The organism is Lyngbya sp. PCC 8106 (genome assembly GCF_000169095.1).
Lineage (GTDB): Bacteria > Cyanobacteriota > Cyanobacteriia > Cyanobacteriales > Microcoleaceae > Capilliphycus.
The window spans coordinates 56,149-82,500 of record NZ_AAVU01000018.1; the positions used below are offsets into that span (position 1 = coordinate 56,149).

The following is a 26,352-nucleotide window of genomic DNA, read 5'->3' on the forward strand; positions in this document are numbered from 1 at the left end:
TGTCCGACGACTTATGAACGAGTTTGACTCTCTTGGAGTTGTTGCTGCATTTCCTCAAAAGTTCGAGCGGGTTTTTTACATTTCAACCCCTGACAAACTAACCCAGTAAACCCTTCTGGAAGATTAGAATCCACTCTGAAAATCGTCACTGGATAGTGTTGAGAACTCAAGGCTTTAATCTGTTCTGAACTGCTACGAACTAGAGTATTATTCCGATACCAATCTAACGCCACAAATAAACTCGGACAAGCTTGGGGCGACTTTTCCATAATACTACTAAAAGCTTGAATTCCTTGTTCAGCTTTGTCGAGGTAATCTAACTGTTCAGTCAGTAAAAATAACCGCACTAAATTCGCCATCGCGACTCCATTCGCCGCTGGGGTGGCATTATCAGTATAACTCCGTTCTCGCATTAATAATTCCTGACCTGTATCCGTTCCGATATTGTAATAACCCCCTAACTCGACACTCCAGAGAAACTGATCAAATTCTTGTTGAACTTTAACTGCTTTTTCAAACCAATATTCAGGGAGTTGAAAACTTGATTCGATTAAACTGGCTTGATGCAAATCAATTAACGCTTTAATGAACAACGCATAGTCTTCAGACTGGGCTAAAACATCAGGATTTCCATCATAATTTACCCGATGTAGTCGTCCATCAACCCATTGATTCTCTAAAATAAATTGAGCGGCTGTTGTGGCAATTTTTAGATATTCAGGCTGTTGGAAAACCGTTGCAGCCCTTGCTAAACCGGATATCATTAAACTATTCCACGCCACAATCATTTTTGTATCTGTAACCGGAGGAATCCGACCTGACCAATTTTTAGACTTTGCTTCTTGATTATTGGTAGCAGGAGGAAAAGTTTCCAAATCTTGAGGTTTTGCACCATAACGAACAGCAAATAATTTTGCGAGTGCTGATTCAATAGGTTGACTTAGTGCATCACAATTCCAACGTTGTAAAACATTTTTACCTTCAAAATTTCCTGACTTTGTAATGCTAAACTGGGCTTGAAGTTCTCCGAATTCTTCCGGTGAAACAATCTCCTCCAAGTCTTGCCAATTCCACACATAAAACTCCCCTTCTTCCGGTTCAACATCTTCAGGAGTTGTAAAATTATCGGCATCTTGAGACGCATAAAAATGCCCTTTTGGTGCCGTCATTTCTCGTTTTAACCAACTCACCGTTCCTGAAATTGACCGTTCAAAAGCAGGTTTTGTGATTCCAGCACTCCATAAATTAGCTAAATATTCGACAATTTGCCCATTATCATAGAGCATTTTTTCAAAGTGCGGTACTGTCCAAGTGGGGTCAACCGTATATCGATGAAAACCACCCGCCACATGGTCATAAATTCCCCCAGAAGCGAGGTCTGTTCCTCGTTGAGTACAAGCTTGTTGACTGTCGTAAGGTGATTCAAAATCAAAGCGAACATCATGTAAAGCCGTATCCGCATAGGGAATCATTGGAAAACGCGGCCCACCCAAATCATTACGAGTAATAACTGCTGTATTTGTGGTTAAACCTTGTTGTAATAAACCCTCATTGAGTTGAGAAGCAGATAATACCGTTGACTGAACTAAAGCATTGCGAATTTCTTGTTTAAGATTTTGCAATCGAGTTTTTTCTGTATTATAAAATCCGCGAACTCGTCGTAATACTTCTAAAAATCCCGGTTGTCCGTAGCGAGGTTGAACCGGAAAATAAGTACCGCCAACAAAAGGAACCAAGTCATCAGGAGAGAGAAATATATTCAGCGGCCAACCCCCTTGACCCGTCATCATTTGCAGCGCTTGCATATAGATACTATCAATTTCGGGTCGTTCTTCGCGATCAACTTTGATCGAGATGAAATGCTCATTCATATATTGAGCAACAGCCCCATCCGAAAACGCTTCACCCTCCATCACTGTACACCAGTGACAACTCGAATAACCAATAGAGAGGAAAATGGGTTTATCCTGACGCTTGGCTTGTTCTAGGGCTTCATCACACCAGGGCCACCAGTCGATGGGATTTTCCGCGTGTTTGCGAAGATAGAGACTTTTGGACTGGGCAAGACGGTTAGCCATAAAAACACCTACTCATATTGAGTCCGCTTATTAGTCTTCTAGTTTACCGTAAACGTCCCCAAAACTCTAGGAAACTGATATTTTTAGGACTTACGCATCAACCTGCTTTCTGAATTCAGAACTTCTAGATTGACCTCCTTGCACACTAATGATCAACTCAGTTTATCAGCTAATAAGTTCTCTCAATCATTATTTTATACGCCTTAGAACAATTTATGGTTTAATGAGGATTGCTTTTAACATTGACCTGTTGACTGTATGAACCTATCGAGACGACAGTTTCACAAATATTCTACTCAGTTTTTGATGAGTGCCTTGTTCCCTGCGGCTTTTTTTAACCTTTTTAACCGCAAGTTAACCCAACAAGAAGTTAGCGATCATTTCAATAAAGTTATTGGTTATTTGACATTAGGAACAGACTTATTAGTTCCGACTTTTTTAGGAAATAGTCAGAGGCGGTTTTATGGTCGGGGTATTCCTGAAGGTTTAAATATTATTCATAAGTTTCCATTAGGAACAGGAGTCACTTATGTAGGTAGTACGCGAAAAGTTTGGAGTGGGGCAGGTTGGACAGGACAACCCACGATTACACGGGATCAAGGTAAAATATATTTGGTAATTGGAAGCTATGATCATTATCTTAGAAAAATAGATTTTGAAACCAATGAAGAAGTTTGGCGATATAATTTTGATGATGTTATTAAAGGTTCTTCGAGTATTTATATTGATGAAACAGCATCAGAAGAAAATAAAATTGTAATTTTACAAGGCAGTCGTACAGGTAGACCAAAAAACGGAATTGCACCCAGTTTTCGAGCGGTTTCTTTTAGAACAGGTCAAGAACTTTGGAAGCTAAACATTAAAAAAACGGCTTCTTATAGCCAAGATAATGATAGTTCTGCTTTGGATTTGGGTGATGGAATTATTTTTAATGCGGGGGAAAATGGAATCGGTTATTTTCTCGACTCTAGCACTAAAAATTATCAGAATAAATCAGGTTTTCTGCAACCTAAAATTTTCTCAGAAGTTCAACTGTACACCTCCTCCGACTCTAAACGACAAGGCGGAAATTTGGTTAGTGAAGCCTCTCCTTCTCGACTCAATCAAAACATTTATTTGGCTTCAGGTTCTGGACATATTTATGGAATTAGTCTTGATGAACGCAAAATTAATTGGGATTTTTATACAGGTTCAGATTTGGATGGAACGGTTGTTATTTCCAAAGAAAATAAACTCTTTTGTGCGATAGAAAAACAATATATTCCCGGTAAAGGGGGCGTGATTAAACTTAATCCTGAAAAACCTCCTCAAGACAGCGTGGAATGGTTTTTACCCACCGGAAATACAAATCTCAAAAGTTGGAAAGGTGGAATTATTGGTTCGGTGGCTTTGAATGATGAATACAACCCCGATAATTTTCCGGCGATATTTGCCACAAATGCCTTAGATGGTTATCTTTATATTGGTTCTCAAGATCAGGTGACAACTCAAAAAGTAAAAGGGCCGTTACTCAAACAAACTTATGATACACCAATTATTGTCTTTAAACAAAGAATTGGGGCTTCAATTTCTACACCCATTTTTACCGATGGTTATAAATTAGTCACGGCTGGATATAGTGGTGTTTATCTGTTTAATTTATATTGGGAAAACGCTAAACCCGATGACTCCAACGCCCTCGAAGATACGAGAGGAGAATATTATCGCCTGAAAGTCGAACAAGCGGGGCGGTTTAAACCCGAAATTTCCTTTGAGTCTACCCCTGTTGTCTGGGATAATAAAATTATCATCTGTGGGCGAGATGGTTGGTTGTACACCCTGGGAAGTTAAACCTTTGTTAACCCAGATGAGATGAATAATATCCGCCCTTGACAGTCTAGAAATCCTCACTCTATCTATCCCCCAGTTATCAAAAGGATTTGGTAGGATTAAAATGAGGAGAAGTAAGCCTATGGAAAACTCACTATGGAAACATCCGAAAATTCGATTACCCAAACTTATATTCAACAAGACGCCCAGGAAATTCTCAAGATTGCTTTTGCTAAAAAAGATGAAAACGGAGAACTGACTCGCCCTCAATTGATGGAAATTGCAATAGAGTTGGGTATTTCTCCCAGTGAATTAGAATTGGCTGAACAAGAATGGTGTCTTCTTAAGCAAGACTCTCAGGAAAAACTGGTTTTTAACGTTCAGCGTCGCCAGAAGTTGAAACAAGATTTAATGAAGTTTGGAATTGTAGGTTCATTCCTTATTTTACTCAATGTTGTCACAACCCATGGGATGAGTTTTGCTTTATCAATTCTGTTAATTTGGGGGTTATTCCTAGCGTTAAGTGCCTGGAGAACTTATCAAACAGAAGGGGAAGAATACGAGAAAGCCTTTAGTCGATGGAAACTGAAAAAGCAACTGGGACAATCTTTTAGTACGATTGCTGATAAAGTTTTGAGAGGATGGCAATCATAGCAGAAAAGGGAGGTAGGGAGACAGTGAATAGTTATCAGTTATCACTTTTGCTTCTTACCTCTTGCCTTCTGCTAAACTCCTGTTTCTAATACACAGTTTTGTAAACCCATATTGGCAAGCATTTTTTTGATTTCCTCTTGATAAATTGGATTCATTACAATCACAATATCCGGTTTATATTCTTCTAAAAACTCTGGAGATACAATTTTTTGTCCGGTTCCAGGAACATACTTTCTTTGTTTTCGAGGATTAATATCAACGATATATTCAATCGGGTTTTGCATTTTTAGGAAGTTAAAAAATGTCACTCCTTTTGAACCGGCGCCCCAAGTTACAACCCGTTTTCCCTCTGTTTTAAATGTTTCTAGCTTATTTTTCCAAAAGTCTATTTTTTGATCGAACTTAGTTTTAAACCCTTTAACAACTTCTGCAAGTTGCTTAACTTTTTTTGTTTGTTCTGCGGTTAATGTTGTTACCGTTTTACCCGGATGCGCCTCAACACAGAGAAATTGTCCCTTAAATTCTTCTTCAATATTATCTACTTCAAATCCACAAGACGAAAACGCATAAGCCATAGAAACAGGTGAGAAATAACCACAGTGTTCGTAGATAATATCCCAAATTCCCAAACGTTCAAAAGTCTCTAAAGCATTAGGAACTTCAAAGAAAATATCCGGTTTTTGATCTCCAATCGTTTGTTTGATTGATTTTAAAAGTTGCGTGGGTTGAGGAATATGTTCTAAAGTATGCCGACAACAAATAAAATCTCCTTGATACTCAGTATAGCGTTCAGAATAATAGTCTTGAATAAATTTAACTTGATCTTGAGTATGTTGATGTTGATCTAACTGAACATAACTGGGATCAAAACCAATTCCGTAATTATTTCCGAGAGTAGACAGTAAGACTAAAAACTCTCCTTTTCCACTGCCTATTTCTAGAACTGTTTTGTGGTACAGATTATGTCGTTCAATTAAACGCATTGCCAAAGACTTTGCATAGTCTTGAAAACGAGGTGAAAAATCCAAAGCATTTTCATAAGATTGGGTATACTCTAAACGGTCTGGATCAAAAGCTACATTACTAATAAAACCACAGTGAGAACAAAACGCCAAATCTAAATCTCCCCGATGACAATTTTGCGCCTCTTGCTGATTACTCCACAAAAGATTACAAAAAATAGGAACATCTTTGATCTCGAAAAAGACTTTCCATTCCGAAGAACCACACACAGGACAGCTAGATTGAGATATAGTATTCATAGGCTAGGCTCCTCTATGATCAATATTGCAAAATAGATTGGATAGAAAATCTGCTAATCCGAATTCATCTCTCAACATTCACCAATAAGCTTTAACTGAAGAATAAGAAGATCAGTAATCCTACTCATCTAGCCTAAAGTTGTCAGAGATTCGGTAAAATTATATTCGTATCTAGCATAACAACACCTGAGTAGAAATAATGATAGAGCCATAGAGGGGTAGTATGTGGTGTAAAAAATTTAACCTTGAGTCTGTCTGTATTCAAAACGGGATAGACTAACACTGGAATCATTTTAAAAGCAACAATCACGAACGGACAAACTGTGACTCAAACCTTAACTCAATCACTCTCAAACCAGAACATCCATCGTATCGTTCTAGACAATGGTATTGTAGTGTTGGTCAAAGAAAATCCAACCGCAGACATTGTATCAACTCGGCTCTTTTTGCGAACGGGAAGTTGCTGGGAAACTCGATCTCAAGCTGGACTGTCTCATCTATTAGCCGCAACACTGACCAAAGGAACCGAAAATCTCTCCTCTTTAGAAATTGCTGAAAAAGTCGAATCCGTCGGCGCACGCTTAAGTGCTGATACCTCAACCGACTATTTTTTAATGAGTCTAAAAACAGTTTCGGCTGACTTTGAGGAGATTTTAACATTAGCCAGTCAACTCTTGCAAAATCCTTCTTTTCCCCCAGAAGAAGTTGAGTTAGAACGAAAAATTACCATTCAAGGCATTCGATCTCAGCAAGAACAACCGTTTTCTGTGGCGTTTGATCAACTCCGTCAGACTATGTATCCGGATCATCCCTATGCTTTTTCCACTTTAGGTATTGAGGAAACCATTTCTCAAGTTAATCGTACTGATCTTGAAACCTTTCACCACACCTATTTTCGCCCGGATCGTTTGATTATTTCTATTGTCGGTCATATTACCATTGACCAAGCCACAACATTAGTCAATCAGGTGTTTGGAAATTGGCAAGTTGACCAAACTCCAGTACCTCCATTAGTATTACCGACGATCGCCTCAAACCCTAAAACTTCAGTGATTTCTCAAGAAACTCAACAGTCTGTGATCATGTTAGGTTATCTCACCTGTGCTGTTGATCATCAAGATTATGCAGTTTTAAAATTGATCAATACTTATTTGGGAAATGGTTTATCGAGTCGCCTATTTGTGGAATTACGGGAAAAACGGGGTTTAGCCTACGATGTTTCCGCTTTTTATCCAACTCGTTTGGATCGTTCCCAGTTTGTCGCTTACATGGGAACAGCACCGGAAAATACAGCGATCGCCATAGAGGGTTTACGTTCAGAAGTCGAACGTTTGGCGAAAGTTCCTCTGACCGAAGCCGAGTTACAAGTTGCCAAAAATAAACTTTTGGGTCAATATGCTCTCGGGAAACAAACCAATGCTCAACTGGCTCAAATTTATGGCTGGTATGAAACCCTGGGGTTAGGGATTGAATTTGATACCCAGTTTCAAGTAGATATCACCCAGGTGACAGCAGATGATATTTATACCGTTGCTAATCGCTATTTTAGTGAACCCTATATGTCTCTCGTTGGGCCAGAAGCTTCTGTACAAGCATATAAGTGATCTTCTCAACTTGAAATTTTCGCTTAAGGCTTTTCCGATCTAGTATTATCTGTTTTGGTGTAGAGAAACAGGGCTATGAAGTTAGCGCAAAGATCGATTTGGGTTGTCTTGAGTAGTCTATTAACCATTGGCGCATCGGGGGGAGTCATCACAACCGTTTTTCCAGTGATGGCTCAAACCAACCTCACTCGACCCACTCTCCAAACCGGGAGCCAGGGTACAGAAGTGTTTGAGTTACAAGCCGCTCTCAAGTTACTCGGTTACTACACCGGAGAGGTTGATGGGGTATATGCTGAAAGTACCGCCGAAGCAGTCTCTCAATTTCAGAAGGCGGCAAATTTGCCCGTTACAGGCGTGACCAACTCTGCCACTTGGGATCGACTATTTCCGCCAGAGGAGACTTCCTCAACCTCAACCTCGACGGCTAATGACTGTGTTTGTACTTCTCCGACTGCGAGTACACCGGAGAATTCTTCAACTGTAAAAGCAAGTTTTCCGGTGTTGAAGCTTGGAATGCGGGGAGAAGCAGTTGTCGGACTACAAGAACGTTTGCGAGCTAAAGGGTTTCTCAAAGGTCAAGCCGATGGCGTTTTTGGATCACAAACCCAGGCGGCAGTTATTGCTGCTCAGGAACAGTATAAACTTAAACCTGATGGTGTTGTTGGTTCTCAAACTTGGATGTTGATCTTGCGTTGAATCGTCTGAATGTCTCAGGATGTTAAGCAATGTCAACTTTCTTAGAGAAGGGGTTATTCTCTCGAAAAAGCTATGCTAACTTATTAAGCTAATAGGACACATTGAAAGCGGCAAAGCTGCCATTCAAAACCCTGAGATTAAAGTTGTGTCCCTCTGCTTTAATCAACTGCTGTACAATCTTTTAGGTTGACATGATTAGCCTTAATCTTGTTAACACTGTAAAGGATCAATTCCCCCCCTGAAATATCTCTAAGCTAAATCGGTTCTGAGTGGAGTTTGGGGTCAGTGTTATAATCAAAGTCTGTATCGACTTAAAATTAGGCAAGTTAGCTGAGATGATTGTCAGTTGTGTACACCCTAGTTGTTTTTCAACTAATTTACCTCTATCGAACTTCCTGAAAATCTGCTTGAGTCAACTTAGTACAAATGGATTTAGGGTCTAGTAGCCTTCTACTAGACCTTAAATTTTGGCTAAAATCAAAATCAACTAAAAGATTGAATAGGTATGATAGAAAAGCAAAGCAACTATTTAACTTGAGGGTTTTATCATGGTACAAGGTTCTTTTGCAACCATGCAAGCCGAGCCAACCGCGACACAGCTTACCTTTTATTATGAAAATGGTCAAGCCGAAACATTGAGCGTTCCCATCATGGCAAATGAGTTGGGACCGATATTACAAAAAATGTTAAACCAGCCTTGGTTAACCTTTAACCTCCCTGAACAAACGGTAATGATTTCTACTCAGAAAGTGATTAAAGTTGAAATTAAGCCAGCACTGACTCAACTGCAAGGAGAAGGCATTTTTTCTAATACTCAGCGCGTCACAGCCCTTCAACGCGGCGCTGCGGGTCGTTTAGGAATTTAATCCTGAAATAGACAGCCTGGGAGATGCTTCCAAATCCTGCGGACTCCAGGCTCAGAAAACTCAAATCAATATTTAAATACGTGACCGTTTAGAACGGATTTATTGATTGATAGAAGGCGCTTGACAGCCGATCACAATTTCTCGGGTTTGGGGATAACGACGCAATAACTGCAAGAATAACTGTTGGTCAAAACGACGGGGATCAGACCTTTCTCCCGAACGATCTACCGCTTGATGAGTCGTAATTCGATTTTCTGGTATACCAGTTTGAGCCACTAACCAAGCCAAAGATTGATATTGCGCTGTTGTATAACCACTGTGAGATGCGCCGTTACGCAACCCGTCGGGGGGCGTTTCTAAAGAAACATGATAAGCAAAATTATTCACTGAAGGGGGAAACTTGGCATCCGTTTGTACCGCTTCTCCCTGAAACACAGAATTTCCAGCCCCGTATGCTCTCAAGTCAGGAGGAACGATATAAACAACATCGCCATTGAGGGTAATTAAAGTATGATAGCTCGCTTGATCATCTTCGTCTGTATGATAGGTTTGAAAAAAGTTAATCGTACTTTGAGCCGTTGCTGCCGTTTCATGCAATACGACAATCGGAGTATTGGTAACAGGCTTACCACTGACATCATAGAGATATCGTTGTCCGTAGTTGGTTCGGTTGGCGATCGCTTGATATTCTTGGGGCGCACCAACAGAACTCGGTTGAGCAGAATTGCCTGTCGCGGCTGAATTTTGCCAGTTTACCGGACGTCGAAACCGATACAAAGCAGCCGGAACTTCTACAACTGGGCCTAATTCGGGATTCCCGGTGCGTCCGGCTTGGGGCCGAATCCCGCAGGTTTGCAGTAAACCAATATTTTGATTGGCAATTTCAAGAGAAGGACGATCAAATTCTTGGGCTGTCACCCGATGAGTTTGAGTGACTGCAATTGTCACCAGTAGAGTAACCAAACCCAAAAATAAAAAAATAATCGGTGTTCGTTGGAGTTTCATAGAGAGTCAAAGCAGCTATCGGTTGAATTTTCTTCAAAATCAGTCTAGCCCAAACTCTATTGGTTGTTAACGGTTTTAGGGGTGAAGAATTGCTGAGACTCTTTTTCGACTAAGGTAGCTCTAGCTTTGTATTTTCCCAAAACGAAAATTTCCCCCGAATGGGAGAATATTTATCGGTTATGGGTTGGTGTTTTAAATCTCTAAATCTCTCGATCTGCTTTTTTCCCTTTAGAGAAACGCAAAGACGGTAAAAACAACAAGAAAGAAAGCCAAAATTCCCCCCCCTGCACTCTCATCTTCTTTGTAGTCTTCATCTATGGATTGAGAAAAATCTCGTTCAAAATCACAGTTTACACATTCATATAAGTCACTTTTACGCTGAATCAGGGTATGTTTACTGCATTTAGGACATTCCATCGGTTCATTGAGCATGGTTTTCCTCCCTGGTGTGACAATCAACCCGTTCTGGGGGTTCATTGATACATACATCTCGGTTGTTGTGACTTATGCAGTTGCAGATTGCGATCTGAGTTTGATGATTTTCAAGATTTCTACATAATTGTTTAATGTTCTGAAGACCAAGGGTTTGAATTTGTTTTTGATTACACCAGACCTAAAATTTACCTTGTCGGAAATTCAGATAGGTGCTAACGTGTATGCGTGCGGCCCTATGCACTGCCAAATCACTGACCGTAAGCCCAAGACAGAACGATTAATTGTTTTTAGTTCTGTTAGCCTGATTCATACATTCATCTTTAGAATGAGGGGTGATGATCAGACAACGGTTAGGTCCCTGATGAGTTCTTCTCTTTAGTAGAAGCTAGTCAATGGAACGATCAGGACAAGGCAGATAGCCCAACGTGTAACTTCAAGGAAAAAACAATGCTCAAATCACTTCTGTTGAGAAGCCTAGCTGGATCTTTTGTTCTTTTGGCGATTGGTAGTTTCCCGGCTTACAGCCAAACGATATCTTCTGTTTCTCCGTCTTTTTTAGCACAAGCGGCTTCTTCATCTGCCGTTACTCAAGAAGAACTGCAAAAGTTTGCAGAAACATTTAAGGAGTTTCGGGTCATTGAGATGGACGCGGAACAAAAAATGGCTCAGGCGGTTCAAGCAGAAGGGTTGACTCCGGAAAGATTTGTAGAAATTGGACAAAGCCAACAGGGTGAAGCACCAGCCTCCGCTGCCCAAGTTTCCGCAGAAGAACAACAGAAGTTTGATAAAGCACTGGTGAGAGTTAGAGAAATTTTACAAAATACTGAAGACCGAAAATATCAGGCGGTACAGAGTCAAGGACTAGAAATCGAAAGATTTCAAGAAATTATCGCGGCAGTTCAAGAAAATCCCCAATTAAAACAACAAGTACAGCAAATGCTGCAAAACTAATCATTAAGTGAAAAGTCTGAAAGTGAATCTAGATTTTTGATTCAGATTTAACTTAATTTCATTCTACAAATCAATACAAATTTTCGCAAATAAAAGTAGGGAGTGATCAAGCTTTCTACTTTTATTTAAGTAGCGTTTATGTTTAACTCAATCACTTTTAGGAATCAACAGTCATAACTTTTCGATAGAAATCTTCCAAGCCTTGAATGCAATTTTGATCTTCATATAATAGGGATTTGTTTTGCTGAATTTTGTGACTAACTTCTTCTCTAAAAGCCCGATTTAACCCAAGTTGAACGGCTATTTTAATATATTCTTTTTCATTCCGTACAATTGTTTCTGTTACTCCAATTCGCTTGAGAATTCCTGCTGTTTGACGACTTCGCATCAACTCGCCTTCACAGGTAACAATTGGAAGATTGCAAGCAATACTATCAAGCGTGGTTAAAAATCCTGTAAATTGAATTGTATCTAAACCAATATCAGCGATTAAGTTTAATTGTAAGTAATCTGACTTTTCAAGTCGGGGTAAAATTGTACAGTAGTCTTCACTGTTTAAACCGAAGTCAGCAAAAGCCAGTTTTAATCGTTTTCTAAACTTTTCACTAATTGCCGAATTCCAGTGAGACACAAACACAAATTGAGCCAGAGGAACTTGTTGAGCAATTTCTACAAATATTTGATCATATTGAGGTAAATATTTAAACAAAGACTGACAAGAAAGATAAATTACTGTATCATTTTTCAGTCCAAAATTTGAACGAGTTTTTTCTAACTCTGGAATCTCGGGTTTTTCATAATAAATCCCTAAGTTGGGTAAACGAATTAAGGTTTCAGAATAATGTTTTTGTGCATTTTTGGGTTCTAGTAAATCTGGAGATATAAAATAATCAATTGTTGGTAAACCTGTTGTAACTGGATGTCCCCAAGCTACACATTGAATAGAAGCCAGACGTAAACTTGCAATTTGTGTTGTTAGCGGACACATTCCCACATCCAAAAAAACTAAAATATCTAGTTTATCTGCATATATTTTCTGAACAACATCAATAAAATTACCATTTAGCTTGTTAAAATAATCGCCATAAAAACGATATAAATCTGTTAGTTCATCTTCTTCATTTCCCGTATAATAACAATAAAGTTCAAACTCTTTAAGATTGCTTTGTTTTAACCATCCTAAGAATACTATCCCAACAGTATGCCAGTTAAAAAATGATGAAATATAACCAATTTTGATTTTATTATTAGGTTGATAATAGGAGTGCGAGATTGGTTGCATCCATTGTGGAAAGCTGATTGCCATGATTTGACATAAAAACTTTCCATATTTTTTTTGTAGTTCTAAATCATTGTATCCTTGATATTGTAAATAAAAATTTGTATGAGTTGAAATTGCTGCTAATAAACTCTCTGAGTTGTTCGGTGAAGTTAAATCAGTTTCTGCAATTAATTGGGTGAGTAAATCAGAAAATCTCTGACGATATTGTTCGATGTCTGAAGTTTTGTTATATAAAATCGGAAGTAATCGTTGATGAGTGAGTTTTAAAGAAATATTATTAGGAAAAATTTCTAACGCATTTTTGGCGAGATAAATAGCTGCTTCTGTCTCTCCAATTTCTTGTAAAGTGTCTATCCAAGCGAGATAAATGTCTGTGAAACCTTCTATTGAATTTGATATCTGTTCAACGGCTTGCTGATAGGTGTGAATTGCTTGTGGATATTGTTCGATTTTTTGATAACAATCTGCTAACTTCAAATAAACGTCAATATCTTGAGTTTGAACTTTTAGATAATCTTGGTAATATTGAATAGCCTCTGTATATTTGGCTTGATAATAGGCTGAATATCCCCAATAAAATGTGGCTTGAGATGATTTTTTAAGAGTTGTAAAAGCATTTCCTAATTGATAGAAAATTTGATAATTTTCTGAGTCGAACTGAAGTCCTTTTTGATAAAATTCTATAGCTTCTTCTATTTGCTGTTTAGCAATTAAAAGATTACCTAAGTCCAAATAAAAATCCGATTTTTTTGAATCGAGATCAATAGCTTTTCTGTAGTAAGTTTCCGCCTGGTTAAATTGTCCTAATTCTAGGCAAACTCCCCCTAACTGATGATAAGCATCACTCCAGTTTGGATCAAGAAGAATTGCTTGTTCATAGGCAGAAATTGCTGCGGTAAAATCTTCTGTTGCTGCTAATCCTAAACCTAAATAATAATATTGAATTGCGGTGGATGAATCCAGTTCTAAAGCAGAATAAAAGGCATCAAGGGCTTCTGGATATCGTTCTTGAAAAAAATAAATCGCCCCTAACTCTCGCCAAGCATCAGCATGGGTATTTTCTAAGGCTAAAATCTGTTGATATTTTTCCTCAGCCTCAGACAAATATCCAGCATTATAGAAGGCATTAGCCTCAGTGTAGAGACGATCTAACATTGAGTTTTTGGCAGTTAGGGACTATTAATCTATCCGCGAAAACCATTCGGACGAGGCGTTGGGCGAGGGTTAGGGCGAGTCGTCGGACGAGGAACCGGACGATTTCCTCCTGGTGTAGGGCCAATAGTTGGACGGTTCCCACGGGGAGCGGGGCGAGTTGTAGGGCGAGGGTTAGGACGATTGGCTTGAGCGTGGAGAGAACCAGAGGAGGGCTTTTTGAGGGTTTCAGCCGCATTTTGACGAATCTGGCGATCGCTATTTTGCAAGGCTTCTGTGACGCTAGGAACCGCTTCTGCATTGATCTTTCCCAGAGCAAAAGCAGCTTTAGCCCGAACTTGCATTTGTTGATCATTCAAGGCTGCTGTTAAAGCCGGAACCGCAGCCTGTCCAATGCGTTTAAGTGCGATCGCGGCTGAAATCTGTACGTCTTCGTCGCTATCTTTGAGCGTCGCAATCAAATCAGGAACCGCCTCCGATGCCTCCGAACCCAGGATGCCCAAGCCAAACGCCGCACCCTGACGCACTTGGGGATTTTCATCGTTCAACGCTTGGGTTAAGTCAGCGATCGCAGAGTTGAGAACCTCCCGAGACGTTGGCCCAATCTGTCGCAGTGCCACCGCCACATCCATCCGAACACTTTGATCTCCATCTTTCAAGGCTGAAAGTAAAGCTGGAACTGCTTCTGTCGCGTCGCCACCCATTGAACCCAAGGCAAAAGCTGCATTTTTACGAATGTTCACATCGGGATCATTCAAGGCTTCTAGCAAAATGGGAATTGCCGGAGAACCTATTTTTTTGAGGGTTTTGACGGCTAAAAGTCGGTTCTGTCGATTTTTGCTCAGTTGTTCAATTTGAGCAATGACTTCTGCGGTTGTCGTCGCTTGAGTTGCAACTTTTCCGATTAACAGAAAACCAACAGACAGACACAGCAAAGTCAATTTGGGCGAAGTCAATGATTTCTTTAAACTGTTCCAATCCATACCCGTTCGCCTCCTGATTGAGTGAGTTTTCTATCCTCATTGTAATTGTACTCGAAGATAGAGAGTTGATCTTCTATTATGCAACTCAATCCGGTCAATTGTGTGGGATAGGCTGATGTGTTACTGCATCATTTTTTTGATCGGCTTTTCAGACTATAGATTAAAATCAAAGCTATCATCGAAGATAAAATCAAGATCTAAACTAAGACGATTAGGTAATGTTCCATCATCAATAAGCACCCCAAGAAAGCGACCATCAAATAGCTGAATTGCAATATCAAGATTATTGTCTCCGTTTGCATCAAAGTTTCGCTCTAGTGTCAAGGGATCAATTTCATTAAAAAGTCGGCTAGGAACTGCGATTTTATCTCCGACTAAACGGTTGTTTCCGCCTGTAAATCCGTTAAAAATTCCATCAACATTACTAAAATCTCGACTGGCTTCTCCCGGATCAAAAATAAAGATATCATCTCCTTCACCGTTAATTAAATCATCGACTCCTCCATCACCATCGAGTATATCGTTACCGCGATCGCCAAATAGGGTATCATTTCCTTCATCACCAAAGAGTTCGTCATCATCTTGACCCCCATATATAACATCTCCATCAAAGCCACCTTCAAGAATATCATTCCCTAAATTCCCAAAGATTTCATCTTGTCCAGAATTGGCAAAGATTCTATCTCCATCGGTTCCTCCAAAGAGAGTATCTCGGTTTAATCCTCCGCTCATTGTATCATTCCCTCGGTTGCCATTAGCCCTGATTGGATCATTAATATTTGGAGCTTGTAAACTATCGTTTCCTGCTAATAATAAAATTTCCGTATTTGAGGCTTGACCTGGAGAGAGAAAAATCGTATCTGCATCATCCGTTCCGCCCAAAATCGGAAATCCAAAAAAACCCACAAAACCGAGTGGAACTAATGTAAAAGCCATGATTGATGATTCTCCAAAATTGTGTTGACTGGTTATCGTTAGAATACAAGAGTTGAGTTTAACACATCTTTTTCAGATATGAGTCACCTTCACACGAAGTTATTTTACCTTGATTTTAATCTAAAATTATTGGCTTAACTTAGATGGAAATCCCCTGATTTCATCCTCTCTATGATTTCTTTGTCTAGTTCATTAGATCCGAATACCAGATGAGAAGGGAATGAGAATTGAGTTGAATTTGGATACAACATCAGTGCTAAAATTTTCCCAGCTATTTTAACATTAGCAGATGAATTTGCTATTGTGTTAATTAGAGTTTGAACAAATATTTGCTCAGATTCCGTTAGCGATTCCGCTCTTAAGCTTTTATTTCTCAGTAAGATGCGATAGACTATCTGGAAATCAATTGAGGGATTTGGATGAAATTCTTCTAGAGAAAGTTTGAGCCAGTATTCAGCAACTTCTCGTCTTAATAGACGTAAATTTTCTAAGAAAGTTCCCGAACTAACATCAGAAAAATATAGATAAAAATGATTTAAGTTAATCGTATAAATACACAAAGCGCGATCACGAACAGATAAGGGAAAAAAATGATAAGCTGGATTAGAATAAACTTTATGATAAAATTTCAGATCAGTTGAAATATTTTCTGAGATATTTTGATAAGTTTTTTGTTGGGTATGAAGTCGGAAATAAGAGAGAACTTGATTAACAAATCCGATTTTATAATTTCCCATAATTCTTAGCCAGAGATCAAGATCAACTAATTGATTGAGTTGGGGATCAAATCCTCCGATCTTTTCAAAGACTTCTCGACGAATTAAAACCGTACTTGGTTCTCCAATTTTGTTAATTGGATGTTTAAAAAGATGGGGATCTGTTAATAATTCTTCACCGCGTTGAATTGGTTTTAAACTTGACCAAGCTTGATGAATATTTTGAAACTCTTGATAAATAGAGATCAGATCGAGATCAGTTTCAGCAACTTCATCCACAAAACAGATCTCACGCGGAGAAAATACCAACCCAATTTCCTGATCTTGTTCTGCGAGTTGTACCATTTCTGTGATACAATTGGGATAAAGCAAGTCATCTTGAAATAAGAATTTAATATATTTTCCCTGAGCCTGAGAAAGAGCAAAATTACAGTTTTTAGCCAGTCCTAAAGGTTTGTGATAAAAAAGCGAAATATCAATTGATGTTTTGTCTTGAAATGTTTTAACAATTGCAGTGGTTTGGTCAGTTGAACCGTCGTCAGAAATAATAATTTCTAAGGTTGGATAAGTCTGAGATAAAATACTAGAAATTGCTTCAGCAATAAACCGATCACCGTTAAAAGTGGGAATACAAACACTAACTAAAGGATATTTTTGAATCGGTTTTTCATTGTGAATTGTGTTAACGACTTGATCTAAAATAATTCTTTGATACAATAAAACTTGGGGTAAGTGAAAAAAGTCCCAATTATTTTCAACTGCATTCAACCAAAACTTCCATTCAGATTCAGTCTGAGTCGGGATATTAACATCAAACCCACCGCAGTCTTCCCAAACTTTTTTTCTAAACAGTGAACTTAGATTAATGAAATTTTGACGGAGAAGCTGAACAACTGAAAAATCGGGTAAAACTTGAATTTTATTGTTTTCTCCAAATAACTCTATATCTCCATAAATGATACCAATTTGATGATTTTTATAGAATATTTTTATAGCATCACTGATATAATCAGAGTTAATTTTGTTTTTAGCTAATAAAGGAAAAATATACTTTCCCTGGGCTTTTTTAATCGATAAATTTAGAATATTAGCCTGACTAAAATCATCATTAAATCGACAAATAATATAACCTTGACCCTTAAAATAGGTTAAAACTTCTTCATCATCAGGACTGATAAAACGAGAAGTCACAATTAGAACTTCATCAACAAATTCGAGACAATCTTCTACCGTTGCGATTGCATCAAAGAGAAATCCCCATTGATCTTTTTCGCAAATAATAATTACAGATAGGTTAACTGCCGTTTGATCTAAATCCATTTTGACTTCTCAAAAAGATTAACCTAAAAAACCTTAGTTTAATGAAGAACTTTGATGATCTTCAACCGATAAAACTACCAGGGAGCAACTCTTTTTGCATAAGGGCCTTTACGCAAAGCATTTCCCAAAGTATTATTATTTTCTCGTAATCCTTCATAGAAGAAAAATACCTCTCCTTGCACACCTCGATAACGATTATAATCAATGGCTTTTAAAAGTTCAGCTTCAGTCATCGTATAGGAGCCAATCTTGAGTAAAACACCGGGAGATAATTTCGGGAGTTGCCAATTTTTAAACTGAGTATCAACCAACTGATCCACCAAACCTTTATAACTCCAAAAGTTGCGACGATAGAGTTGAGGATGAATCATATCAACCAAATTTTTATCAATCCAGGCGATATAATCTTGCAAATATTCATTCAATCCCCATCGATAAGGACTCGGTGCCATCGATACCATAATATGAGGCTTAATCGCTTTTACTTCTTGATAAAGACGAGCTAAAAATCCCGTTAAAATATCAGCTCGCCACTGAAGCCATTGCTCATCTTTATGATAAAGTGGAGGTCTACGACCATATTGTTGAATATAGCGTTCAACGGTTTTCGTATCATATCCTCCCTCAGAAGGCATCGCAGGCATTCGATCATCCCCTTGAATTCCATCAACATCATAATTTCTGACGACCTCTAGAATCAAATTAAGGATGAAGTTTTGAACATCAATATCAAAACCATTCATCCACTCAAAACCATTTTTTACCAAAAGATTTCCCTGAGCATCTATCGCTGCCCAATGAGGGTTTTTGCTCAAAATTCGCCCCCCTTTTTGTTGATAAGAACTGGCAAAACCATATTCAAACCAGGGAATGACTTTCAAGCCGACTTGATGCGCTTCTTCAATCAATTCTCGTAACGGATCACGTCCTTGTCCACGACTCACGTAAAAATCAATTTCTACTCCAAACAGTTGGCTCATCATTTGAGAGCGGTAAAGTGTGACTCCCTTATTCCAAACGACAGGAAATACCACGTTAAATCCTGTTTCCGCCAAAAACTGCATTGCTTCTGCGATAGTCTGCCGAGAATAAAGGACTTTACTATCAGTGTTTGTAATCCAGATCCCGCGAATTTCCATGTGACCTCCTGTGTGTCAACTGAACTTTATCTCTATTTTCCTTGATGATCCGGCAATGAATCCGACAAAATGATGAGAATGACTCATCAAGGGCGATTTTCTGATCACAAGCTCGTCCCTGCCCAGTTGATTTTTCAGTTATTATCTTTAACTAAGGGGCAATAATTTAAAAAGTGTATTGAGGTCAGCACTGTCCCAACTGAGAAAAGCTGACCCTGATTGGCAATCATCACCCCTGTCATCAGGGAGGATTCGTGACTGGGGTAACAGGATGCAGATTTTATGGGAGACCCAAACCACTCTAGGTTCGACCACACTCATCGAGAGATAGCACAACAGCGCTACTGTTTTGTGCTGAAGAAAATTCTGCCCGTTCAACCTCATTTTACTTGGACTATACCCGTTCCAATTTTTTCTAATGATGAAAGTTTGATTCGCCTGACTGCATTCGGTCTGCAACTGGTTTCACTGCTGCTAATTCATCCACAATTTTTACTGGAACTACCCAATTGGATTTCTTTACGACAGTACGTTCTTGTTGCTGGCGATACTAGCTGAACTCCCTGTGCTTGATAAATTGCTGGGATTAGACAAACAGCCAATCCCAGAATTAAACGGTCTTAGGTCAGTGAAATTTAATCTTGACCGACAGCGTTTAGTATTGTCATCCTCCGTCCGATAGCTTGATTAAAGTGTGAACTCAATATTCACCCCCAATCCTAATTAATAAGTTCTCAATCAACGTAATTGAGAATTTTTCAGCGAACGATAGATTACAGTAAATTATTCATTTTGTATGAAGGCTAGTGAACTTTTCAGTGCGAATAAACTCTTAAGACGATATGCCAAAGGGGAACGTAACTTTAGCGAAATTAACCTGATGGCAGCTCAATTAAATGCAGCAAATCTCAATCGAGTTAATCTTAGTTATGCGAATCTGACCGGAGCAAACTTAAGCAAAACTCGACTAATTTGTGCCAATTTAAGTGGAGCAGACCTGAGTAATGCGAACTTGAGTCAAGCCATTTTGATTGAAGCAACCTTAAATGGAGCAAGTCTCACCCAAACTCTACTCGTTCAAGCCAACTTGAGTGGCGCGCTTCTCAGTGGAAGTATCTTGTCTGAAGCTGATCTCAGTGGGGCTAACTTAACAGGAGCCAGTTTAATCGGAACTTCTCTGCTCAATGGCTCTAAACTGATAGAAGCGACTCTGATTGGGGCAACTCTCTCACGGGCGACTTTGAGCGCGATTGATCTCAGTGGGGTAAACCTCACCAGGGCGATTTTAAGTGAAAGCGAACTAGGTGGCGCGAACTTGAGTTCAGCTTGTCTGATTCGAGCTTATTTGAATCGTAGTAACCTCAGCGGTGCAAATCTGATGGGAGCCGATTTGAGTGAAGCAAGTTTATGCAATGCTAACTTATGTGTGGCGAACTTAACCCGAGCTAACTTACAAGGTGCTGATTTAGAAGGAGCCAATCTCAATGGAGCGCAATTGAGTGGAGCTAATTTAAAGAGTACCAATTTGAAAAATGCTAATCTCAATGGCTTGATTTTACATGAAGCCGACTTGAGACTCGCAGATTTGAGTCAAGCCAATCTACGAGGAGCAAACTTAACAGGAGCAAATTTAGCAGGTGCGAGTTTGCTAGAAGCGGACTTACGAGGAGCGAACTTGAGTCACGCTAATCTCAAAGGAGCGGGATTGTTATTGACTTCTCTCAAAGGCGCGAATCTCAAAGGAGCAAATTTGTGTCAAGCGAATTTGATTGGTGCCAGTTTGAATCAAACCAGTTTAGATGAAGTGTTCCTAGAAGGGGCGATTTTGCCCAATGGTGCAACTTATGCCTAATCAAAAAAGAGATTAAGACGTTTTCATCAACTTCTATTCAGTTTGAAACTCACAGAGCCGCTGTTGGTTAGAGCAACTGACAGCGGTTTCCGTCGTCTTAACAATTTCTCTAAGAATTCCCGATTTCCTCGTGATCATTGATCTCAAATTTTTTGTGATACAGTAGTGAAGTTTAAGGTTTTGAACCCGATAGGATGGAGGTAAAACCGCGCAGAATGAAAAAATTGGGAACCCATCTGGTTATTGATGCTTGGCAGTGTCCCGCTGACTTACTGAACGATCCAGAACGCATTCGTCGAGCTGTACTCGATGCAATTACAGCCGGAGGAGCAACTTTGATAGATTTTTGTGTTCATCAGTTTAGTCCTCATGGTGTGACAGCAACCGCCACATTAGCCGAGTCTCATATTGCCATTCATACTTGGCCTGAATATGGTTACTTTGCTGCTGATGTCTTCTTTTGTGGAAGTGGAAATCCCCAACTTGCTCTTGAGTGTTTAGAAGTTGCTCTGCAAGCCAAACAGATTAAGCAACGAGAATTTAAACGTGGGTTTGAGCCAGACATGAGCATTCCAGAAGATTCTCAAAGTTGGGAATCACTAGAGAGTTATTGGACTGAAACGACTGTTTGACCGAAAAAATTGGGATACAAGCCCCGTCCTTTAGGACGGCTTTATGTTAAACTTTCTTTTGTGGAAAGGGTAATCAACCACACTAAAAACCCAGTCGCCGAAAGGCAGCGCACCTTGACGCACTGAAGTTATGGGGTTCCGCACAGGAAAGCTTGTGCGCTTATTAGCGCGCAACGCAACAAGTACAGAGAAACCAAGATTTTAGGTTTTGAACTGTAGGGTAGGGCATACCCAAACAGGTTTCTGAAATGGAGCAAAACGCTTGGGGAGAATTCATCTCTGGTGCAGATAGGGCAGCCTATCTGTATTAAATGGACTCGCTGAACCAAGAATCCCCGCCGTTTACGGCGTGGGAGTGTCAAAAGGGTAATACTATATTACGGCGAACTTCACATCTAAACTCTTGTTCGCGAAAATTAGCCCCCTTCCTCAGAATCAAGTCGTTGGGAAGTTGCTGAAAATTTGTTCAAGTCATTCGAGAGCAAAAAATAGTCACCCATTCTCCCTCTATTAGAACTATAGGGGGAGAATTCTCAAGTCTAACGTTGCTGTTGTTGCAAAAGTGGACGAAAAATCCAATATCCGGCTCCAAAAGCAACGATAATAATTAAAGCAATAGAGACGATCAACCAAAATCCATTCAACTCGACTCGTTGAGATTCTGAAGTTGGACGTAGGCGACCCTCTGGTTCTTCAGTAAATAGTTGATCCGGTATTTCTCGCTGAAAAGGAGGATTGTCCGGCAAATCAGAAGCAGGAGATTGAGGTGCAATGGGCGGACGATTGGTTTGGGCGTTCTTGTTCTGGGGTGAACTCCGAGTGACTGCCTTTGTCATCAGGGGAAGTTCTACAAAGCTTGTAGGAGAGGAAGAAGTCGTATTCTGCTGGCTACTCAAGTGAGAAATCTCTAGAGAAGTATGACTCTGCTGTTTCTGTTGAGAGAGTTCAGGTTGGTTCGCCTTTTGAGCAGTATTGATTGCTTGCTGAAGTTGGATGGCTGCTTGCGTTAAATTTTCGAGTTCTCGACGCAGTTGCTGATTTTGTTGCACAAGCTGCTGATTTTGGGTTTTCAAAGAGTTGATAGAGGCTTTGGAGGTCTGTAACTCGGCTGTTACTTCTCGGTAAAGAGAAATTGGGACAGAGGGAGAATAGGTATTTGTTGTTTCTGATGAATCCTGGCCAGAAACGTTAACATTTTGCATAGGACTTGAAGTTGAGTAAGAATGTTTAGGGTTTGACTCATGATCGCCATCAACCAGAGCCAAGTTCACTTGCTATATTTTAGGGTAATTGTCATTAGAACAATCAGAATATCTTTCGTCAAGAAAGTTTAAGCCACAGTTTAGGTAAAATTTATTTAGTTTTTAGATTCACGACTTTAATCGTTATGAGTAACTTACCTGCCGAACAAGAACAAAATGTTTTTCCATCCTCGGAGCCAGAGGAACTGATGTATGGCGAACGCGAGATTCAGGAGGGACACTTAATTACTTTTCCGAACCCGCGAGTTGGACGTCGTTATGAGGTGAGTATTTCTTTACCTGAGTTTACCTGTAAGTGTCCTTTCTCGGGTTATCCCGATTTTGCCACGCTTCACTTGACTTATGTCCCGAATCAGCGAGTTGTGGAGTTAAAGTCTTTGAAGCTCTACATCAATAGTTATCGCGATCGTTATATTTCTCACGAAGAGTCGATTAATCAAATCTTAGATGATTTTGTCGGAGCTTGTGATCCTTTAGAGGTGAAATTGGTCGGAGATTTTAATCCGCGAGGTAATGTTCATACTTGTATAGAAGTTCAACATCAACGTAGCGAGTCATCATCCCAATAGCCTGAAATTTGGTCTTCTCTAACTAATTAGGCAGCTACGTCTAAATAGGCGGTAGAACATGATACAATTGTAGACTGTGTTGAAATTAGACTAAATTTATGCCTAAACTGAAAACTCGTAAGTCAGCCGCTAGACGTTTTCGAGTCACGGGTAGCGGTAAGTTAATGCGCCGTAAAGCCTACAAGAGTCACCTCTTACAGCATAAAAAATCATCTCGTAAAAGTCGTTTATCGAAAACCACAGAGGTTCACGAGCGAGATGCTGAAAATGTACGTTTGATGATGCCCTATCTCTAGGGAGTTTGAAGATATTTAATCAGTTAAGGGAAATGAACTATGACAAGGGTTAAGCGCGGTAACGTTGCCCGCAAGCGACGCAAAAAAATTCTCAAGCTTGCTAAAGGATTCCGAGGATGTCAGTCTACCAATTTTCGGATAGCAAATCAGCGGGTCATGCAAGCTTTGCGGAATTCCTATCGAGATCGTCGCAAGCGTAAGCGGGATTTCCGAAGATTGTGGATCACTCGTATTAATGCAGCTGCTCGTCTACAGGGGATTAGCTATAGTCAACTCATTGGGAGTTTGAAAAAGGCGAATATCCAAATTAATCGTAAAATGCTGGCTCAGTTGGCTGTGATTGATCCGCAGGCTTTTAGCCAAGTAGTACAGCAAGCCGATCAAGTTCAAGCTTAATGAGTTGCGGTATAGCCTGGTAAATTGAGTAGAAGTACAACGAGAATTAAGATGGGGAATGCAAGCTGAAGCGAAATCTTCAGCAGCACTCCTTTTCTGAAATTCTCACAATTACTCAAAGTGATGGATAGTCGTTTACCAGTTGTCTACCTGCTATTGTTAGTGGCTCTACTCTTTGGGGTAGGGTTTTTTGTGTTGCGTCAGATTTTTAAAACCCGCCGAGTTGAAGATCAACTGTCTCGATTGCAAAAAAAATTGAGCCAAGAGAAGGGTACGGCTCAGGAATATTACGAGTTAGGCTGCATCTATAACGATAAGAAGTTATACTCGCAGGCGATCGTAGTATTTCAAAAGGCTTTAAAGATATCAGATCAAGATCAGGAATCTCAAAATCTTCCTCTGGTCTACAATGCTTTGGGTTATGCCTACTTTGCTCAAGAACAATATGACATTGCGATTCGACAATACAAGGAAGCTCTGAAACTTGCTCCTGAATACGTGACAGCCTACAACAATTTGGGTTATGCCTACGAGCGTAAAAAATTAACGGCTCAGGCGTTGGAGGCTTATGAGCAAGCTTTACAAGGTGATCCTAAAAATGTGATTGCTAGGCAAAGAGCAGAATCATTGCGTAAACGTTTAGGAATTCCTTCTTCATCGTCGGAATAGGCTGTTCTTGAATGAGTCTCGGGGACTGACTGATGATTAAGTTGAGAATATCCAAGAAGGCGGCTCGGCTATGACTCAGAGAAATAACTGCCATACTCAATGACCAGATACCCGGTTCCAGATAGGAGGGTGATTGTCAGAGTGTGGCTTATTTTTTGGATTGTAATGACTCGGTTATGGGATATGGAGTCTTCTGTAAAAGACCGGGACAAGTATAGAGAGTCAATTGAAATAGGGATCAACCTCGCTATGCTCGACTTACAAAGTCTGTAACCCTGATTACACAAAGGGTTTGAAGATTATCAAAAAAAAGTTTAGGAAAAGGGTTGACAATCCCAGAAGAGTCAGCTACATTAGTAAATGCGCTCGAGAAACAGACAACTGCTTCCAACGCGCCCGAACCTAGATAACAAAAGAGTTTGAAAGCCTAAGCACAGTTCCTTGAACATATTCTTTTGAGGACTTTTAGGAAACTAAGAGTCATCTAAATTACACAAACAAAGAAACTAGCCAGAGAGGAAAAGCGACTCATTATTAATATAACAATAATGAGCAAGCTAACTCAACTCAAGTGGTGAAATCAACACGGAGAGTTTGATCCTGGCTCAGGATGAACGCTGGCGGTCTGCTTAACACATGCAAGTCGAACGGACTCTTCGGAGTTAGTGGCGGACGGGTGAGTAACGCGTGAGAATCTGCCTCTAGAACGGGGACAACAGAGGGAAACTTCTGCTAATCCCGGATGAGCCGAAAGGTCAAAGATTTATCGTCTAGAGATGAGCTCGCGTCTGATTAGCTAGTTGGTAAGGTAAAGGCTTACCAAGGCGACGATCAGTAGCTGGTCTGAGAGGATGATCAGCCACACTGGGACTGAGACACGGCCCAGACTCCTACGGGAGGCAGCAGTGGGGAATTTTCCGCAATGGGCGCAAGCCTGACGGAGCAAGACCGCGTGGGGGAGGAAAGCCTTTGGGTTGTAAACCCCTTTTCTCAGGGAAGAAGAAAGTGACGGTACCTGAGGAATCAGCCTCGGCTAACTCCGTGCCAGCAGCCGCGGTAATACGGAGGAGGCAAGCGTTATCCGGAATGATTGGGCGTAAAGCGTTCGTAGGTGGCAATTCAAGTCTGCTGTCAAAGACAGTAGCTCAACTACTGCAAGGCAGTGGAAACTGAATAGCTAGAGTGCGGTAGGGGCAGAGGGAATTCCCGGTGTAGCGGTGAAATGCGTAGAGATCGGGAAGAACACCGGTGGCGAAAGCGCTCTGCTGGGCCGCAACTGACACTGAGGGACGAAAGCTAGGGGAGCGAATGGGATTAGATACCCCAGTAGTCCTAGCTGTAAACGATGGAAACTAGGTGTTGCCTGTATCGACCCAGGCAGTGCCGTAGCTAACGCGTTAAGTTTCCCGCCTGGGGAGTACGCACGCAAGTGTGAAACTCAAAGGAATTGACGGGGGCCCGCACAAGCGGTGGAGTATGTGGTTTAATTCGATGCAACGCGAAGAACCTTACCAGGGCTTGACATGTCCGGAATTCTGGGGAAACTCGGAAGTGCCTTCGGGAACCGGAACACAGGTGGTGCATGGCTGTCGTCAGCTCGTGTCGTGAGATGTTGGGTTAAGTCCCGCAACGAGCGCAACCCTCGTTTTTAGTTGCCATCATTAAGTTGGGCACTCTAGAGAGACTGCCGGTGACAAACCGGAGGAAGGTGGGGATGACGTCAAGTCATCATGCCCCTTACGTCCTGGGCTACACACGTACTACAATGGTAAGGACAAAGGGCAGCCA

At 40.3% G+C, this 26,352-nt stretch carries 23 protein-coding genes and 1 rRNA gene (1 of these 24 only partly in view); 14 read left to right on the plus strand and 10 right to left on the minus strand.

Going from position 1 to position 26,352, the window contains the following annotated elements:
* Positions 1-11: 11 nt before the first annotated feature.
* Positions 12-2,078, minus strand: coding sequence for a thioredoxin domain-containing protein (locus L8106_RS13795; protein WP_009784938.1), 2,067 nt, complete (start codon positions 2,076-2,078; stop codon positions 12-14).
* 306 nt (positions 2,079-2,384) lie between these two features.
* Between L8106_RS13795 and L8106_RS13800 the strand changes: the two genes are divergently transcribed.
* Both L8106_RS13800 and L8106_RS13805 read left to right on the plus strand, forming a co-directional pair.
* Positions 2,385-3,908, plus strand: a complete 1,524-nt coding sequence (locus tag L8106_RS13800) for a hypothetical protein (RefSeq protein ID WP_232228477.1) — start codon at positions 2,385-2,387, stop codon at positions 3,906-3,908.
* A gap of 135 nt (positions 3,909-4,043) precedes the next feature.
* Positions 4,044-4,541: a 2TM domain-containing protein gene (locus L8106_RS13805; protein WP_009784940.1), complete on the plus strand. Its 498-nt coding sequence runs from the start codon at positions 4,044-4,046 to the stop codon at positions 4,539-4,541.
* A gap of 71 nt (positions 4,542-4,612) precedes the next feature.
* Here L8106_RS13805 and L8106_RS13810 read toward each other — a convergent pair whose 3' ends face one another.
* On the minus strand, positions 4,613-5,803 hold the full coding sequence (locus L8106_RS13810) for a class I SAM-dependent methyltransferase (RefSeq protein ID WP_009784941.1): 1,191 nt from the start codon (positions 5,801-5,803) through the stop codon (positions 4,613-4,615).
* Positions 5,804-6,126: 323 nt separating this feature from the next.
* On the opposite strand from L8106_RS13810, the gene L8106_RS13815 reads away from it, so the two are divergent.
* The 3 genes from L8106_RS13815 (at position 6,127) to L8106_RS13825 (ending at position 8,969) form a co-directional block, all read left to right on the plus strand.
* A complete protein-coding gene (locus tag L8106_RS13815) occupies positions 6,127-7,407 on the plus strand; it encodes a pitrilysin family protein (RefSeq protein ID WP_009784942.1) in 1,281 nt (426 codons plus the stop codon).
* Positions 7,408-7,482: 75 nt separating this feature from the next.
* On the plus strand, positions 7,483-8,103 hold the full coding sequence (locus L8106_RS13820) for a peptidoglycan-binding protein (RefSeq protein ID WP_009784943.1): 621 nt from the start codon (positions 7,483-7,485) through the stop codon (positions 8,101-8,103).
* A gap of 548 nt (positions 8,104-8,651) precedes the next feature.
* Positions 8,652-8,969 (plus strand): hypothetical protein, encoded by a 318-nt coding sequence (locus tag L8106_RS13825; protein ID WP_009784944.1) that lies wholly within the window; start codon positions 8,652-8,654, stop codon positions 8,967-8,969.
* 99 nt (positions 8,970-9,068) lie between these two features.
* On the opposite strand, the gene L8106_RS13830 is transcribed toward L8106_RS13825, so the two are convergent.
* Positions 9,069-9,974 (minus strand): peptidoglycan recognition family protein, encoded by a 906-nt coding sequence (locus L8106_RS13830; protein WP_009784945.1) that lies wholly within the window; start codon positions 9,972-9,974, stop codon positions 9,069-9,071.
* A gap of 228 nt (positions 9,975-10,202) precedes the next feature.
* On the minus strand, positions 10,203-10,406 hold the full coding sequence (locus tag L8106_RS13835) for a hypothetical protein (protein WP_009784946.1): 204 nt from the start codon (positions 10,404-10,406) through the stop codon (positions 10,203-10,205).
* Positions 10,407-10,856: 450 nt separating this feature from the next.
* Here L8106_RS13835 and L8106_RS13840 point away from each other — a divergent pair, with 450 nt between their 5' ends.
* Positions 10,857-11,360, plus strand: a complete 504-nt coding sequence (locus L8106_RS13840; protein ID WP_009784947.1) for a DUF4168 domain-containing protein — start codon at positions 10,857-10,859, stop codon at positions 11,358-11,360.
* A gap of 157 nt (positions 11,361-11,517) precedes the next feature.
* On the opposite strand, the gene L8106_RS13845 is transcribed toward L8106_RS13840, so the two are convergent.
* The 5 genes from L8106_RS13845 to L8106_RS13865 all read right to left on the minus strand — a co-directional run bounded on the left by L8106_RS13845 (position 11,518) and on the right by L8106_RS13865 (position 18,888).
* Entirely contained in the window at positions 11,518-13,797 is a 2,280-nt protein-coding gene (locus L8106_RS13845; protein ID WP_009784948.1) for a tetratricopeptide repeat protein, read from the minus strand.
* 29 nt (positions 13,798-13,826) lie between these two features.
* On the minus strand, positions 13,827-14,777 hold the full coding sequence (locus L8106_RS13850; RefSeq protein ID WP_009784949.1) for a HEAT repeat domain-containing protein: 951 nt from the start codon (positions 14,775-14,777) through the stop codon (positions 13,827-13,829).
* A 153-nt stretch (positions 14,778-14,930) separates the two neighbouring features.
* Positions 14,931-15,713, minus strand: a complete 783-nt coding sequence (locus tag L8106_RS13855; RefSeq protein ID WP_009784950.1) for a calcium-binding protein — start codon at positions 15,711-15,713, stop codon at positions 14,931-14,933.
* Between the two features lie 134 nt (positions 15,714-15,847).
* Positions 15,848-17,749 carry a glycosyltransferase gene (locus L8106_RS30540; RefSeq protein ID WP_009784951.1) on the minus strand — a complete coding sequence of 634 codons (1,902 nt, stop codon included), beginning with the start codon at positions 17,747-17,749 and terminating at the stop codon, positions 15,848-15,850.
* A 74-nt stretch (positions 17,750-17,823) separates the two neighbouring features.
* Positions 17,824-18,888, minus strand: coding sequence for a glycoside hydrolase family 10 protein (locus L8106_RS13865; RefSeq protein ID WP_009784952.1), 1,065 nt, complete (start codon positions 18,886-18,888; stop codon positions 17,824-17,826).
* Between the two features lie 282 nt (positions 18,889-19,170).
* Here L8106_RS13865 and L8106_RS13870 point away from each other — a divergent pair, with 282 nt between their 5' ends.
* The 3 genes from L8106_RS13870 to speD all read left to right on the plus strand — a co-directional run bounded on the left by L8106_RS13870 (position 19,171) and on the right by speD (position 21,372).
* Entirely contained in the window at positions 19,171-19,446 is a 276-nt protein-coding gene (locus tag L8106_RS13870; RefSeq protein ID WP_039896287.1) for a hypothetical protein, read from the plus strand.
* A 238-nt stretch (positions 19,447-19,684) separates the two neighbouring features.
* Positions 19,685-20,740, plus strand: coding sequence for a pentapeptide repeat-containing protein (locus L8106_RS13875; RefSeq protein WP_009784954.1), 1,056 nt, complete (start codon positions 19,685-19,687; stop codon positions 20,738-20,740).
* A 215-nt stretch (positions 20,741-20,955) separates the two neighbouring features.
* Positions 20,956-21,372 carry an adenosylmethionine decarboxylase gene (speD, locus tag L8106_RS13880; RefSeq protein WP_009784955.1) on the plus strand — a complete coding sequence of 139 codons (417 nt, stop codon included), beginning with the start codon at positions 20,956-20,958 and terminating at the stop codon, positions 21,370-21,372.
* 539 nt (positions 21,373-21,911) lie between these two features.
* On the opposite strand, the gene L8106_RS13885 is transcribed toward speD, so the two are convergent.
* A complete protein-coding gene (locus L8106_RS13885) occupies positions 21,912-22,574 on the minus strand; it encodes a hypothetical protein (RefSeq protein ID WP_009784956.1) in 663 nt (220 codons plus the stop codon).
* Positions 22,575-22,759: 185 nt separating this feature from the next.
* Between L8106_RS13885 and queF the strand changes: the two genes are divergently transcribed.
* From queF to L8106_RS13910, 5 genes are all read left to right on the plus strand, one after another.
* The gene (gene queF / locus L8106_RS13890) at positions 22,760-23,203 is read left to right on the plus strand and encodes a preQ(1) synthase (RefSeq protein ID WP_009784957.1); all 444 of its coding nucleotides are present in this window, start codon (positions 22,760-22,762) and stop codon (positions 23,201-23,203) included.
* A gap of 98 nt (positions 23,204-23,301) precedes the next feature.
* Positions 23,302-23,499: a 50S ribosomal protein L35 gene (gene rpmI, locus L8106_RS13895; protein WP_039896289.1), complete on the plus strand. Its 198-nt coding sequence runs from the start codon at positions 23,302-23,304 to the stop codon at positions 23,497-23,499.
* 39 nt (positions 23,500-23,538) lie between these two features.
* Positions 23,539-23,895, plus strand: coding sequence for a 50S ribosomal protein L20 (rplT, locus tag L8106_RS13900; protein WP_009784959.1), 357 nt, complete (start codon positions 23,539-23,541; stop codon positions 23,893-23,895).
* Positions 23,896-24,018: 123 nt separating this feature from the next.
* The gene (locus L8106_RS13905) at positions 24,019-24,564 is read left to right on the plus strand and encodes a tetratricopeptide repeat protein (protein ID WP_009784960.1); all 546 of its coding nucleotides are present in this window, start codon (positions 24,019-24,021) and stop codon (positions 24,562-24,564) included.
* Positions 24,565-25,146: 582 nt separating this feature from the next.
* Positions 25,147-26,352, plus strand: a 16S ribosomal RNA gene (locus tag L8106_RS13910); it runs 283 nt beyond the window's last position.

What these genes read in the sequence shown, in the direction of transcription:
- L8106_RS13810 (WP_009784941.1), bottom strand. Translation starts at nt 5,803, where the DNA reads ATGAATACTATATCTCAATCTAGCTGTCCTGTGTGTGGTTCTTCGGAA.
- L8106_RS13800 (WP_232228477.1), top strand. Translation starts at nt 2,385, where the DNA reads ATGAGTGCCTTGTTCCCTGCGGCTTTTTTTAACCTTTTTAACCGCAAG.
- L8106_RS13855 (WP_009784950.1), bottom strand. Translation starts at nt 15,713, where the DNA reads ATGGCTTTTACATTAGTTCCACTCGGTTTTGTGGGTTTTTTTGGATTT.
- L8106_RS13875 (WP_009784954.1), top strand. Translation starts at nt 19,685, where the DNA reads ATGAAGGCTAGTGAACTTTTCAGTGCGAATAAACTCTTAAGACGATAT.
- L8106_RS13820 (WP_009784943.1), top strand. Translation starts at nt 7,483, where the DNA reads ATGAAGTTAGCGCAAAGATCGATTTGGGTTGTCTTGAGTAGTCTATTA.
- L8106_RS13835 (WP_009784946.1), bottom strand. Translation starts at nt 10,406, where the DNA reads ATGCTCAATGAACCGATGGAATGTCCTAAATGCAGTAAACATACCCTG.
- L8106_RS13885 (WP_009784956.1), bottom strand. Translation starts at nt 22,574, where the DNA reads ATGCAAAATGTTAACGTTTCTGGCCAGGATTCATCAGAAACAACAAAT.
- L8106_RS13805 (WP_009784940.1), top strand. Translation starts at nt 4,044, where the DNA reads ATGGAAACATCCGAAAATTCGATTACCCAAACTTATATTCAACAAGAC.
- L8106_RS13870 (WP_039896287.1), top strand. Translation starts at nt 19,171, where the DNA reads ATGGGAGACCCAAACCACTCTAGGTTCGACCACACTCATCGAGAGATA.
- rplT (WP_009784959.1), top strand. Translation starts at nt 23,539, where the DNA reads ATGACAAGGGTTAAGCGCGGTAACGTTGCCCGCAAGCGACGCAAAAAA.
- speD (WP_009784955.1), top strand. Translation starts at nt 20,956, where the DNA reads ATGAAAAAATTGGGAACCCATCTGGTTATTGATGCTTGGCAGTGTCCC.
- L8106_RS13825 (WP_009784944.1), top strand. Translation starts at nt 8,652, where the DNA reads ATGGTACAAGGTTCTTTTGCAACCATGCAAGCCGAGCCAACCGCGACA.
- rpmI (WP_039896289.1), top strand. Translation starts at nt 23,302, where the DNA reads ATGCCTAAACTGAAAACTCGTAAGTCAGCCGCTAGACGTTTTCGAGTC.
- L8106_RS13840 (WP_009784947.1), top strand. Translation starts at nt 10,857, where the DNA reads ATGCTCAAATCACTTCTGTTGAGAAGCCTAGCTGGATCTTTTGTTCTT.
- queF (WP_009784957.1), top strand. Translation starts at nt 22,760, where the DNA reads ATGAGTAACTTACCTGCCGAACAAGAACAAAATGTTTTTCCATCCTCG.
- L8106_RS30540 (WP_009784951.1), bottom strand. Translation starts at nt 17,749, where the DNA reads ATGGATTTAGATCAAACGGCAGTTAACCTATCTGTAATTATTATTTGC.
- L8106_RS13845 (WP_009784948.1), bottom strand. Translation starts at nt 13,797, where the DNA reads ATGTTAGATCGTCTCTACACTGAGGCTAATGCCTTCTATAATGCTGGA.
- L8106_RS13830 (WP_009784945.1), bottom strand. Translation starts at nt 9,974, where the DNA reads ATGAAACTCCAACGAACACCGATTATTTTTTTATTTTTGGGTTTGGTT.
- L8106_RS13905 (WP_009784960.1), top strand. Translation starts at nt 24,019, where the DNA reads ATGGATAGTCGTTTACCAGTTGTCTACCTGCTATTGTTAGTGGCTCTA.
- L8106_RS13865 (WP_009784952.1), bottom strand. Translation starts at nt 18,888, where the DNA reads ATGGAAATTCGCGGGATCTGGATTACAAACACTGATAGTAAAGTCCTT.
- L8106_RS13795 (WP_009784938.1), bottom strand. Translation starts at nt 2,078, where the DNA reads ATGGCTAACCGTCTTGCCCAGTCCAAAAGTCTCTATCTTCGCAAACAC.
- L8106_RS13850 (WP_009784949.1), bottom strand. Translation starts at nt 14,777, where the DNA reads ATGGATTGGAACAGTTTAAAGAAATCATTGACTTCGCCCAAATTGACT.